The organism is Saccharothrix sp. CB00851 (genome assembly GCF_001905065.1).
GTDB lineage: Bacteria > Actinomycetota > Actinomycetes > Mycobacteriales > Pseudonocardiaceae > Actinosynnema.
Genome location: NZ_LWLC01000004.1, coordinates 143,003 through 156,058 on the forward strand (window position 1 = coordinate 143,003; position 13,056 = coordinate 156,058).

Consider the following 13,056-nt stretch of genomic DNA (forward strand, 5'->3'; position numbering starts at 1 on the left):
CCACCAACCCGACGCCTCGCGGTACGACCGGATGACCTACCGGCGGTGCGGGCGCAGCGGGCTCAAGCTGCCCGCCGTGTCGCTCGGCCTGTGGCACAACTTCGGTGACGACCGGCCCTACGAGTCCGGCCGCGCGATCGTGCGCCGTGCGTTCGACCTCGGCGTGACGCACTTCGACCTGGCCAACAACTACGGCCCGCCCTACGGCTCGGCCGAGGTCAACTTCGGCCGGATGGTGGCCGACGACCTGCGGCCGTTCCGGGACGAGCTGGTGATCTCCACCAAGGCGGGCTACGACATGTGGCCCGGGCCGTACGGCGAGTGGGGCTCGCGCAAGTACCTGCTGTCCTCGCTGGACCAGTCGCTGTCCCGGCTCGGCCTGGACTACGTCGACATCTTCTACTCGCACCGGTTCGACCCCGAGACCCCGCTGGAGGAGACGGTCGGCGCGCTGGTCAGCGCCGTGCAGCAGGGCAAGGCGCTGTACGTCGGCATCTCGTCCTACTCGGCGACCAAGACCCGTGAGGCGGCGGAACTGCTGCGCACGGCGGGCGTGCCGCTGCTGATCCACTAGCCGTCGTACTCGATGCTCAACCGGTGGATCGAGCGGGACCTGCTCGACGCGCTGGGTGAGCTGGGCGTCGGCTGCATCGCGTTCTCGCCGCTGGCGCAGGGCATGCTGACCGACAAGTACCTGGACGGCGTGCCGGCCGGCTCCCGCGCCACCCAGGGCAAGTCGCTGTCCGAAGACCTGTTGAGCGAAGCCGCCTTGACCCACGTGCGCGCGCTCAACGACATCGCGGCGTCACGCAACCAGTCGCTGGCGCAGCTCGCGCTGACCTGGGCGTTGCGCGACGAACGGGTCACGTCGGTGCTCATCGGCGCGAGCAGCGTCGGCCAGCTGGAGGCCAACGTGGCCGCGCTGGACGGCCCGCCGCTCACCGACGACGAGATCGGGCAGATCGACGTGCACGCGGTCGACTCGGGCATCGACCTGTGGGCGGAGTCCTCGAACGCCGGCTAGTGCCGTGGCAGGGTCACCGTGAAGACGGTCGAGCCCGGCCGGCTGGTCAGCTCCACCGTGCCGCCGTGCGCGGCGACCAGCGAGTGCACCACGGCCAGCCCCAGCCCGCTGCCGCCCCGGTCACGCGTGCGCGAGTCGTCCACCCGGTAGAACCGGTCGAAGATCCGGGACCGGTCGGCGGCCGGGATGCCGGGGCCGGTGTCGCCCACCCGCAGCACGGCCGACGCCTCCCGCACCAGGACCGAGACGGACACCGACGTGCCCGCCGGTGTGTGCACGGCGGCGTTGGTGAGCAGGTTGTCCACCACCTGCCGCAGCCGCAGCGGGTCGAACGCCAGCCGCACCGGCCCGTCCGGCACGGCCAGCGTGAGCGGGTGCGTCGGACGGGCCGCGCGGAACGCGTCCGCCGCCTCCCGCGCCAACGCCGCCAGGTCGCCGTCGGCGAGCCGCAACGGCGTCTCCACCTCCGCCGAGTCCAGCCGGGCGAGCAGCAGCAGGTCGTCCAGCAGCACGCTCATCCGCGCCGCCTCCGACCGCAGCTTCTCCAGGTGCGCCTCGCGTTCCTTCGGCGCGTTCGCCGCCGCGTACCGGAACAGGTCCGCGTAACCCCGGATCGACGTCAACGGCGTGCGCAGCTCGTGCGAGGCGTCCGCGATGAACCGGCGCAACCGCTGCTCGGCGGCGGTGCGGGCGGCCAGCGACGTGTCGATGTGGTCCAGCATCGTGTTGAACGCGGTGCGCAGCTCCTCGACCTCCACGCCGCCGTTGCCGCCTTCCGCGCGCACCGGCAGCCGGGCCGAGTCGGTCAGGTCGTGCGAGGTGATGTCGTGCGCGGTCCGCGCCATGTCGCTCAACGGCTGCAGCCCGCGCCGCAGCACCGCCCGCCCGATCACCACGAACGCGATCAGCGCGAGCAGGAACGCGGCCACCTCCACGATCACCAGCTGCCGCACGGTGGTGGTGATGTCGTTCATCGGCGCCGCGCTGACCAGCACCACGCCGTCGGACACCCGGCAGCCGCGCAGCCGGTACGTGCCGTCGCCGTGCAGGTAGTCCGTCCGGTACACGGGGTCCGGCCCGCCGACCCGCAACGCCACCTCGGCCAGCTCGCCCGCGTCGGCGGGCAGGTCGTCGCGGTTCTTCGGCGTCGCCACGCCGTCGCGCACGTCGTAGACGACCGAGTACCAGCCGTACGCCTTGCCCTTGACCGTGCCGTTCTTGGCGAAGTCCTTCTTCAGCGAGACCTGCGTGTCGCTCATCTGCGCGTCGAGCCTGCGTTCCAGGTACGCCTGCATGCTCTGCGCCATCACTGTGCCGACCACCGCGAACACCGCCAGCGCCAACGCGCCCAGGCCCAACGCCAGGCGCGTGCCCAGGCGCAGCCGGCGGCGCGTCACTCCGCGGCTCGCCGCAGCGCGTAACCCACGCCGCGGACGGTGTGGATCAGCGGTTCGCCGCCGTCGTCCAGCTTGCGCCGCAGGTGTGAGACGACCAGCTCGACCACGTTGGACCGGCCGCCGAAGTCGTACTCCCACACGTGGTCGAGGATCTGCGCCTTCGTCAGCACGGCGGGCGAGCGGCGCATCAGGTAGCGCAGCAGCTCGTACTCGGTCGGCGTGAGGGTGACCAGCTTCCCGCCGCGCCGCACCTCGCGGGTGTCCTCGTCCAGGGCCAGGTCGGACACCTCCAGCACGGACCGCTTCCACGATGGCCCGGTCGACCGCCGCAGCACGGCGCGCAGCCGGGCCATCAGCTCCTCCACCGAGAACGGCTTGACCAGGTAGTCGTCACCGCCCCGGGTCAGGCCCGCGACCCGGTCCGCGGTGCCGTCACGCGCGGTGAGGAACACCACCGGCACCATCGCACCCGCCGACCGCAGCCGGTCCAGCACGGTGAAGCCGTCCAGGTCGGGCAGCATCAGGTCGAGCACCACGATGTCCGGGTGGAAGTCGGCCGCGGTCCGCAACGCCGCCTCACCGCTGCCCGCGGTCACCGCCTGCCAACCCTCGTACCGCGCCACCGTCGCCACGAGGTCGGCGATGTGCGGCTCGTCGTCCACCACGAGCAGTCGAACCGGAGCGCCCTTGTCCACCTGCCCATGGTGCGGCACCCCCACCCGACGTGCGTCGGCCGACAGCGAGTCGACAGGTCCGCGACAGCCGACGCACAGGGTGCGCTGTGCCCGAGACCACTTCGCGTCGGCAAACAGGTGGCCCGGGTGTGATGACTCACATGCTCTCTGCTACGGTTCCGCCACGGGTTTTCCCGCTCCACGGCCAGGTCAGCCGGGTTCCGCGCTCGGGGCGTTGTCCTGCGCAGACCGCGTGGAGAGCCGGCCTCGGTCGCACGCTTTCGGGAACGTGCGTGCCGAGGCCGGCTTCACCTTTGTCACGAGTAGCGGGCGAAGTCGAACTCCTGCCCGGTCACCGAGCGGCCCAGGTCGGCGCCCAGCCGGGTGAGCAGGTCCACCAGTTCCAGGCCCGCCAGCCAGTCCTGCGGCAACGCCGAGGTGCCGTGCAGGGCGCCCAGGATGTTGCCCGTCAGCGCGGCCGTGGCGTCGCTGCCGCCCGAATGGTTGGCCGCCGCGCGCAGTGCGTCCACGAACTGGCCCCGTTTCGGGTACACCAGCACCGTGTGCACGGCGATCGCCAGCGCCTCCGGTCCCGTCCAGCCGCTGCCCAGCCGGTCCACCCGCACCGAGTCGAACCCCTGCGCCCGGTGCTCGTCGGCGAACACGACGGCCCGGTTCAGGGTGTTCGCGGTGTACGGGTCGTCGCGCAGCACCCGTCCGATGACCTGGTCCACGGCTTCCCGCATCGGCCGCCCGCGCACCGCCAGCAGGTGGATGAGCAGCGCGAACGCCCCGCCGGACACCCAGCCGCCGGTGCCGCCGTGGGTCAGCGCGGCGAACCGGCGGCCCAGGTCGTAGGCGATCTCGGCGCTGGGTGCGAACCCGGCGGGCGCGGTCCGGGTCACGCCGTTGCAGCCGGACGAGTCGTTGTGCGGCTCCTCGGGCGTCGGCGGCGTGTCGGCGGCCAGCGCGCGCAGGCACGTCAGGCCCGGCGACCGGCTGGAGTACAGCCGTTCGTCGCCCACGAGGCCCACGGCGCCCGGTTCCGGTGCGGCCACCTGCTGGGTGATCAACCAGCGCCGGTAGCTCTGCCAGACCACCTCGACGGGGTCCCACTCGCCGGTGGTCCGACCGCGCACCCAGGCCCGCAGGTAGCCGTCCGCGGTGAAGAGGGTGAGCTGCGTGTCGTCGGTGACCAGCGCGGGACGCGGTGGCGCGAGCACGCCTTCCGGTCCGTGGTCGCGTTGGATGTCGGCCCACCCGAGGTACTGGATCGGTGCGCCGAGGGCGTCTCCCAGGGCGCCGCCCAGCAGACAGGCCGAGCCACGGTCGACCACGTTCATCGGCTCGCGCGGCACTCTTGCCCTCCTGCACTCGCCCAGAACTCGGCCGGGACGTCCGGGGCCAAAACCCTAGCCGTCCGACGCCGGTCCGGTCAGCGCAGCACGACTAGTTGCGCAAGCAACATTTACTCACAGGTATCCAACGGCACCTCCGTCGCACCTGATCCAGTGACCGGGCCGTAGCGCACGAGGCGGGGGAGGGGCATGGCTGACCGGAGCAAGAGCGGGCTGGAGTTCGGCGTCCTCGGACCGTTGCAGGTGCTCGCGGACGGCCGACAGCTCGTCATCGGCCGCAAGGGGATGCGCGGCCTGCTCGCGATGCTGGTGCTGGACGCCAACCGGGTCGTCCCGATCGACGAGATCGTGGACAGCCTGTGGGCCGACGAGCCACCCGCGACGGCCAGGACCATCGTGCACGGCTACGTGTCACGGCTGCGCCGGATGCTGGAGGAGGCCGACCCGGCGGGCTCCGCCCGGATCCTCACGACCCCGCCCGGCTACCAGCTGTCGGTCGACCCGTGGCGGCTGGACTTCCACCGGGCCCGGCAGCTCGTGTCGAGCGCGCGCGGCAAGGCCGCGCCGATCCGGGCGCAGCTGCTGCGCGAGTCGCTGGGCCTGTGGCGCGGCCCGGTGCTGGCCGACGTCCCGGGCGACCCGGTCACGTCCGACCTGGAAGAGCTTCGGCTTGCCGCAGTGGAAGAGCGCATCGAGGCGGAGCTGGAACTGGGGCGCCACCTGGAGCTCGTCGGCGAACTCCGCCAGCTGGTCAACGAGCACCCGTTCCGGGAACGCCTGGTCGGCCACATGATGCGCGCCCTGTACCGGTCGGGTCAGCGCGCCGACGCCCTGGAGGCCTACCAGCGCTTCCACCGGCGCGTCGTGGACGAACTGGGCATCGACCCGGGCCCCGGCCTGCGCGTGCTGCACGAACAGGTGCTGCGCGACGACCCGGCGCTCAGCTCGCCCGGCCTGGCCGAACCCGCCGTCGTGCCGCCCCGTCCCGGCGTCGTCGTGCCGGCCCAGCTGCCCGCCGCGGCCAGCGGTTTCATCGGCCGCGACGAGGAACTGGCCTGGTTGGACCGCCTGTGCGACGGGCGTGACCTGGCCGCCACCACCATCGCCGTGGTCAACGGCGCGGCCGGCATCGGCAAGAGCGAACTGGTCGTCACCTGGGGCCACCGCCGGGCCGAGCAGTTCCCCGACGGCCTGCTCTTCGCGTCCCTCAACGGTTTCGCCCCCGGTCGCGACCCGGTCGAGCCCGCCGAGGTGCTGGCCAGGTTCCTGCTGGCGCTGGGCGTGCCCGCGGACGGCGTACCGCGCGACCTGGACGACCGCGTCGGCCTGTACCGCTCGGTGCTCGCCAGGCGCCGCGTCCTGGTCGTCCTGGACGACGCCTGGGACCCCGAGCACGTCCGCCTGCTCCTGCCGCCCGGCGCCGGCTCCGTGGTCCTCGTGACCAGCCGCCGACGCCTGGAATCGCTGGTCGTCAGCAACGGCGCCCGGATGCTCACCCTCGACACGCTGTCCGACGAAGAAGCCATCCGCCTGGTGGACGAGGTCGTCGGCAAGCCCCTCTCCGACCAGGAACCGGCCGCCGTCCGCATGCTCGTCGAGCTCTGCGGCAACCTGCCCCTGGCGCTGCGCATCGCCGCCGCCAAGCTCGTCTTCAGTCCCGAGTGGACGGTCGAAGCCCTGGTCGCCCAGCTCTCCGACGACGCCGCCCGCCTGCGCACCCTCGACCTCGCCGACACCGGCCTGGGCGTCGAACGCGCCCTGGCCGTCTCCTACCGCAACCTCCCACCGGAGCTGGCCGAGACGTTCCGCGCCGCCGGTCTCGTGCCGGGCCGGTGGGTGAGCCCGCACGCCATCGCCGCCGTCTGCGACATCGACCTGGGCACCGCCGCCGCCCGCCTCGCCGACCTCGCCGACGCCCACCTCCTGGTCGAGCAGTGGCGCGGCGGCTTCGTCCTGCACGACCTGGTCCGCCTCTACGCCCGCGGCGTCGTGGAGCACCGCGAACGCGGCCTGCGCCGGCTGATGGACCACTACCTGTGCGCCTGCGACCACGCCCGCCGCCTGATCAGACCGGTGTCCGACGGCCTGGACTTCACCGGTGACTCCGCCGCACCCCGACCGGCCACCTCGGCACAGGCGCTGTCGTGGTTCGACAAGGAGTGGCCCAACCTCATCGCCCTCGTGCACGCGGGCTCCGAGGTCGGCCTGCACGAACAGGTCTGGCAACTCGTGCGCCTCGTCCACACCTACTGCGTGACCAGGCTCGTCAGCCGCGAGTGGCGGGGCATCGCCGAGTTCGGCCTGGCCTCGGCCCGCGTCATCGGCGACCGCCGCGGTGAAATGCTCGTCCTGCACGCCATGCACGACATCAACAACCGCGCCGGCGCACTGCGCGGCACCTTGGAACAAGCCGAACTCGCCCACCGCATCGCCGTCGACCTGAACGAACCCCGCTACCTCGTGATGACCCTCGACCAACTCGCGCTGGCCCTGGTCGCCGAAGGCCGGGTGGAAGAAGCCCTCGGTTACCACCGCGAAGCCGTCGAAGTAGCCCGCCGGGACGGCGACGCCCTCGGCGAGGCCACCGTGCTCAACAACCTCGCCCAAGTGGAGCAACGACTCGGCCAACGCGAAACGGCGGCCCAACACCAATTCCTGGCCATGGAGATCTACCACCGCAACGGCGACGAGCGCGCGTACGCCGTGGCGATGAACAACCTGGCCGAGCTCTACGCCGAATTGGGCCTGTTACCCGAGGCCGAGGAACACGCCCGGCAAGGAGTGGAACTGGCCCGTGGCGGCTCGATGCAGTTCGAGGAGGCATTCGGCCGCCAGGTGCTCGGCACGGTACTGGCCAAACGCGGCGAACGCGTTGCCGCGCAAGCAGAACTGGCCGAATCACTTCGGCTGTTCGTACGCCTGGGCTCACCGCGCGCGATGTTGGTCCGAACGGCCCTTGAAGCCTTGACCTCCGAGGTTTAGCCGCTGTTTAGCACGCCGTGGCGAAGTCATGGGAACTTGGAGGCGCGCTGATCACCCGAGTCGCGGTCGGCGCCGGGTGGCTCTTGGTAAGGGGGAACCAGGGGGGAAGCCACCCAACCCCGGCTGGCCGGCGTTCGGGGGAGAGCGCCGGCCAGCTCTGTTGGATTGCGCTGTGTTGGATTGCGCCGCCTCCGGCGTCGCGGGCGAGGTCGCCTGGAAGTCGACCGCTCGCGCCTGATTTTCCGACGATCGAAAAGCGTGATCGCCGGAAAATCAGGCGCGAACGATCGACGCGACCTCGCGGGTGCCCACGAGAAGTCGAAGTGGAAACGCAGCACCGCACCCGTCGAGGCCCACAACCCTCGGGCCCACATCGGACCCGCAGCGGGACCGCAAAAGGCCCGATTTTACATGGGGTTCGGGTGCTTTAGGCTGGTCGAAGCCGGGCAGGCTTGGCGGGAGCTTTATCCGCCAGGCCTGCCCGGCTTTGGCCTGCCTGGAGTGCCCGTAAGGGGCCCCATGTCAAATCGAGCCTGCCCCAACCACAGACCCCAACCACCGAGCCTTGCAGCTTCCCGGCCCACACCTCGACTCAGTCGCGCACCGGCAGCAACTCCGGCCGCTTCGGCGCCAACCCGTCACCCATCGACTCACCCCGCAACTGCCGCCCGATCCACGGCACCACGTGCTCCCGAGCCCACTTCAAATCGTGCCGCCGCTGCGTCATCCAATCCTCGTCGACCAACGGCGGCCAAGGGGTGTTCCACACCTCGTCCGTCTCGAACCCCAGCACCTCGGCCGCGCGCAACGCCACCCGCCGGTGCCCCTCGGGCGACAGGTGCAACCGGTCTTCGCTCCACGCGCGCCGGTCGTGCAGCACGCTCATCGACCACAGGTCGACCACCTTGCAGTGGTACCGCTCCGCCACCGACCACAGGTGGCTGTTGTAGATCGCGATCTTCCCGCGCAACGACCGCAGCAACGGCGTGTGCTTCGGGTCGAACCCGGTGAAGATCAGCACCTCCGCGCCCGCCGCCCGCAGGTCGGCCACCGCGATCTCGTACACCTCGGCCACCGCGTCCGCGTCGCTCCCGGGCACCAGGATGTCGTTGCCGCCGCCGCACAGCGTCACCAGCTTCGGCTTCAACGACGCCGCCAACGGGATCTGCTCGTCCACGATCTCCTGGAGCATCTTGCCCCTGATCGCGAGGTTGGCGTACCGGAACCCCTGCTGCCTGGCCGAGATCATCGCGGCCAGCCGGTCGGCCCACCCGACGTACGTGCCGTTCGGCGCCGGGTCGTCCATCCCCTCGGTGAAGCTGTCCCCCACCGCTACGAAGCTGTCCAGTCCCTCCATGAAATCCCCTCCACTCCGCGCGGCACCCCCATGAACCGCGCAGGACAGCATGCAACGCCAAGTCGACCCAACGCCAGCGGCCCTTGGCAACGCTGTTACCAAGGTGTCACCCACTGGTGTGAACCAGTGTCGGTCTCGGGCGATTCCTCGGCTTCGACCCACCGGAGTGCGGCGAACATCACCGCTCGACGGCCACCGCCTCGTACGCCGCGCGCAACTTCGACTCCGCCCCCGGCCGCGCACCCACCGCGTCCAACCCCAACAACGCCGCGCCCACCACCGGCGGCACGTCCACCACCCGCACCCGAGCCGCCGGCGCCACCGCACCCAACCGCGCCGCGACCGCGTCGACCACCACCTCGCCCGTCCCGGTCAGCACCCCACCCCCGAGCACCACGTCCACCGGCTCACCCAGCAGCTCCAACCGCGACAACGACACGTGCGCCAGCAGCACGACCTCCTCCACCAGCCGGTCCACCACCGACCGCGCCACCGCGTCACCACCCGCCGCCACCTCGAACAACAACGGGCACAGGGCGTGCGGGTCGAACTCCACCTCCTCGAAGTGCAGCCGCTGCACCGCCTCGGCCACCGTCGCCGTCCCGTAGTGCGCGGTCACCGCGTCCAGCAACGCCGTCGCCTCACCGCGTCCGTCCTCGGCCCGCGCCGCCAGCCACAACGCCTCCGACCCGATGTGCCCGCCCCCGCCCCAGTCACCCGAGATCCGCCCCAACGCCGGGAACCGGTGCGTCCGCCCGTCCGGGGCGACGGCCACGCAGTTGATACCCGCCCCGCACACCACCGCCACCCCGATCCCATCGGCCGTACCCGCCCTGAGCAGCGCGAACGTATCGTTGCCGACCACGGAGGTCGCCGACCACCCCCGCGCCTCGACCGCCGCCCTCAACTCGTCCTCTTCCCTGGGCAGGTCCGCCCCGGCCAAGTAGGCGGCCGTGTGCGCGGCGATCAGCCCGGCACCCAACCCGGCCAGCCGCGCCGCCTCGCGCACCAGCCCGTCGAACACCTCCAGGCTCCGCTCCAGCCCGACGTTCTGCGGCGACGCACCGGGCCCGAGCACCCGGGCGAGCACCCTGCCCTCGACGTCCACCAGCGCCACCGCCGTCTTGCTGTTCCCGCCGTCGATGGCGAGCACCCGGTCGGTCACACCGCCCCCTTCGCCCACGGCAAGAACTGCGCGTTGCGCGCCACCAACTCGTCGGCCAGCCTCTCCGCCACCGCGTACCGCCCGATCAACGGGTGCGCGAGCAGCGCGTCCGCCACCCGGTCACGCCCTCCGCGCACCGCCGCGTCCAACGCCAGGTGCTCGTAGCTCGTCACGTGCGCGATCAACCCCGCCACCGACGGCGGCACGGGCGGCACCGGCAGCGGCGTCGCACCGCCCCCGGTTACCACCGCGGGCACCTCGATCACCGCGTCCGCGGGCAGGAACGGCAGCGTGCCGCCGTTGCGCACGTTCACCACGTGCTGCTCCGCGCCCACCCCGCCGGTCAACGCGTGCACCAGTTGCACGGCCGCCTCCGAGTAGTACGCGCCCCCTCGCTGCGAGAGCTGCGGCGGCTTCGTCACCACCCCCACGTCCCCGTACAAGTCCAGCAGCTCCTTCTCCACCCCGGCCACCACCTCGGCCCGCGGCGGCTCGGTCTTCTGCTTGCGCACGACTTCGTCGTGGTCGTAGAAGTACTTCAGGTAGTACGACGGCACCATCCCCAGCCGCCGCATCAACGTCGCCGGCAGCCCGATGTGCTCGCCCAACGCGTCCCCGTGCGAATCCAGCAGCTCGGGCAGCCGGTCCACCCCGTCCACGAACACCCCGGTCTCCCAGCTCAGGTGGTTGAGCCCGACGTGCTCCAGCCGCACCGACTCCGGCTCCACGCCCAGCAACGCCGACGTCCACCGCTGGAACGTGATGGCCACGTTGCACAGCCCGACCGCCCGGTGCCCCTCGGCCAGCAGCGCCCGCGTCACGATCCCCACCGGGTTGGTGAAGTTCACGATCCACGCGTCGACCGCCACCTCCCGCACCCGCCGCGCGATGTCCAGCACCACCGGCACGGTCCGCAGCGCCTTGGCCAGCCCTCCCGCGCCGGTCGTCTCCTGCCCGACGCAGTCGCACCCCAGTGGGAACGTCTCGTCCGACGCTCGTGCCGCCTGCCCGCCCACCCTGAGCTGCAGCAACACCGCCGACGCGCCGTCGACCCCGCGTTCCAGGTCCGTGGTGGTCGTCACCTTCGCCGGATGCCCGAAGTGCGCCAGCAACCGCCGCGAGAACCCACCCACCACCTCCAGCCGCGACACGTCCGGGTCCACCAGCACGATTTCGTCCACCGCGAGGCTGGTCCTGCGCCCCGCGATGCCGTCGACCAGTTCCGGCGTGTAGGTCGACCCGCCTCCGACAACGGTGAGCTTCACCCTTTGACCCCCGTGAATGTGATGCCCTTGACGAACGAGCGCTGCGCGAACGCGAACAGCACCACCGCCGGGACCATGATCAGCAACGTGACGGCCATCGCCAGGTTCCACTGCACGTGGTGCATCCCCTTGAACGTCGACAGCGCCAGCGACAGCGTCCACTGGTCCGGTTTCTCGCTCGTGTAGAGCAGCGGTCCGAAGTAGTCGTTCCACGTGTAGAGGAAGCAGAACAACGCGGTCGCCGCGATGCCCGGCCGCGCCATCGGCACGACGATCCGCAGCATCGCCTGGAACTCGCCGCAACCGTCCACCCTGGCCGCGTCCACATAGGACTGCGGGATGGTGAGGATGAACTGCCGCAGCAGGAAGACGCTGAACGCGTCGAACAGGAAGTACGGCGCGATCAGCGGCCACAGCGTCCCGGTCAACCCGAGGCTGGACCACGTGTCGTACAGCGGTACCGCGACGACCTGCGGCGGCAACACCATCGCGCCGACGACCAGCAGGAACACCACGTTCCGCCCCCGCCACCGCAGCTTCGCCAACGCGTACGCCGCCGGGATCGACGACAACAACATCCCCGCCGTCGCCAACGACGAGTACAGCAGGCTGTTGCCCAGGTACTTCAGCAGCGGCGCCCGCTCGAACACCTCCGCGAAGTTGCCCCAGTGCCACTCCCGGGGCCACAGGTCCTTCGTGAACGCCTGGCCGTCCGACATGACCGCCGTCAGGAACACGAACACGATCGGCAGCGTGAACATCAGCCCGAGCGCCAACCCGAGGCTGTGCACCGCGACCCAGTCCAGCGCCTTCCGCCACGCGAACGGCCGTTCCCGCACCCCGACCGCGGCCGTCACGACTGCTCCTGGTGCGTGGCCTTGCGCATCCGCTGCACCAGCACCGCGGTCGCCGCGAACGAGATCACGAACAGCACCGTCGCCATCGCCGCCGCGTAACCCATGTCGAAGTACCGGAACCCCTGCGTGTAGAGCCACACCGGGAACGTCAACGTCGAGTTCTCCGGGAACCCGAGCACCTTCGTCGCCCCGGTCACGTCCGCCGACCCGCTGGCCGCCGATCCCGCCACCACGGCCTGCGTGAACAGCTGCAACGCCAGGATGATCGAGTTCACCACGCCGAACACGAGCACCGGCGAGATCGACGGCAGCGTGACGTGCCACCACCGCCGCACCGGTCCCGCGCCGTCCAGCTCGGCGGCTTCGTACTGCTCCTGCGGCACGTCCAGGATCGCGGCCAGGATGATGATCATCAGGTCGCCGGACACCCACAGCATCACCGCCGCGATCCCCGGTTTCGCCCACACCGGATCGGCGAACCACAGCGGCCCCTCGATCCCGAACCACCCGAGGAACGCGTCCAGCGGACCTTCGTTCGGCCTCATGACCAGGAAGAACACCAACGTCGCCGCCACGGGTGGCGCCAGCGAGGGCAGGTAGCACAACGTGCGGACCAACCCGACGCCCGTCTTCAACCGGGCGATCACCGACGCCACGCCCAGCGCGAAAACCACCCGTGCCACGGTCAGCACCACCACGAACCACAGCGTGTTGTGGACGGCGGTGCGGAACAGCGGGTCGGCGAGCATGTAGGCGTAGTTCTCCCAGCCGATCCACTCCGGCGGGTTGATCAGGTCGTACCGGGTGAACGAGAACCCGATGGTGGCGATCAGCGGGTAGCCGAAGAACAGCGCGAACCCGAGGATCGCGGGCGCCAGGAACGCCAGCACGGTCAGGCGGTGACGGGTGCGGGCACGGGACCGCCCCTTGGCGGGGGCGGTCCGCACCACGTCCACGCGCTCCAGCGTGGCCGTCAT

Annotated in this window: 9 protein-coding genes and 1 pseudogene; 2 read left to right on the forward strand and 8 right to left on the reverse strand. The window is 71.1% G+C overall.

The features are described from left to right. Positions 1-31 precede the first annotated feature (31 nt). Positions 32-1,024: pseudogene (mgrA, locus tag A6A25_RS06985) on the forward strand (L-glyceraldehyde 3-phosphate reductase). On the opposite strand, the gene A6A25_RS06990 reads toward mgrA, so the two are convergent. The 3 genes from A6A25_RS06990 to A6A25_RS07000 all read right to left on the reverse strand — a co-directional run bounded on the left by A6A25_RS06990 (position 1,021) and on the right by A6A25_RS07000 (position 4,453). Continuing rightward, positions 1,021-2,421, reverse strand: a complete 1,401-nt coding sequence (locus tag A6A25_RS06990) for a sensor histidine kinase (protein WP_073886980.1) — start codon at positions 2,419-2,421, stop codon at positions 1,021-1,023. The pseudogene mgrA and the gene A6A25_RS06990 overlap by 4 nt on opposite strands. Continuing rightward, entirely contained in the window at positions 2,418-3,116 is a 699-nt protein-coding gene (locus A6A25_RS06995; RefSeq protein WP_073886981.1) for a response regulator transcription factor, read from the reverse strand. The genes A6A25_RS06990 and A6A25_RS06995 overlap by 4 nt, the downstream gene beginning before the upstream one ends. Positions 3,117-3,412: 296 nt before the next feature. Beyond that, positions 3,413-4,453, reverse strand: a complete 1,041-nt coding sequence (locus A6A25_RS07000) for an ADP-ribosylglycohydrolase family protein (protein ID WP_073886982.1) — start codon at positions 4,451-4,453, stop codon at positions 3,413-3,415. 189 nt (positions 4,454-4,642) lie between these two features. Here A6A25_RS07000 and A6A25_RS07005 point away from each other — a divergent pair, with 189 nt between their 5' ends. Then, complete coding sequence (locus tag A6A25_RS07005) at positions 4,643-7,435, forward strand: AfsR/SARP family transcriptional regulator (protein ID WP_073886983.1); 2,793 nt, start codon at positions 4,643-4,645, stop codon at positions 7,433-7,435. Positions 7,436-8,027: 592 nt separating this feature from the next. Here the strand turns inward: A6A25_RS07005 and A6A25_RS07010 are convergent. The 5 genes from A6A25_RS07010 to A6A25_RS07030 all read right to left on the reverse strand — a co-directional run bounded on the left by A6A25_RS07010 (position 8,028) and on the right by A6A25_RS07030 (position 13,056). Continuing rightward, entirely contained in the window at positions 8,028-8,792 is a 765-nt protein-coding gene (locus A6A25_RS07010; RefSeq protein WP_073886984.1) for an SGNH/GDSL hydrolase family protein, read from the reverse strand. 178 nt (positions 8,793-8,970) lie between these two features. Continuing rightward, positions 8,971-9,957 carry an N-acetylglucosamine kinase gene (locus A6A25_RS07015; RefSeq protein ID WP_143192998.1) on the reverse strand — a complete coding sequence of 329 codons (987 nt, stop codon included), beginning with the start codon at positions 9,955-9,957 and terminating at the stop codon, positions 8,971-8,973. Then, positions 9,954-11,222 carry a 6-phospho-beta-glucosidase gene (locus tag A6A25_RS07020; RefSeq protein ID WP_073886985.1) on the reverse strand — a complete coding sequence of 423 codons (1,269 nt, stop codon included), beginning with the start codon at positions 11,220-11,222 and terminating at the stop codon, positions 9,954-9,956. Before A6A25_RS07020 ends, A6A25_RS07015 begins: the two co-directional genes overlap by 4 nt. Continuing rightward, positions 11,219-12,079, reverse strand: a complete 861-nt coding sequence (locus tag A6A25_RS07025; RefSeq protein WP_073886986.1) for a carbohydrate ABC transporter permease — start codon at positions 12,077-12,079, stop codon at positions 11,219-11,221. The genes A6A25_RS07020 and A6A25_RS07025 overlap by 4 nt, the downstream gene beginning before the upstream one ends. Further along, positions 12,076-13,056 carry a carbohydrate ABC transporter permease gene (locus A6A25_RS07030; protein WP_073886987.1) on the reverse strand — a complete coding sequence of 327 codons (981 nt, stop codon included), beginning with the start codon at positions 13,054-13,056 and terminating at the stop codon, positions 12,076-12,078. Before A6A25_RS07030 ends, A6A25_RS07025 begins: the two co-directional genes overlap by 4 nt.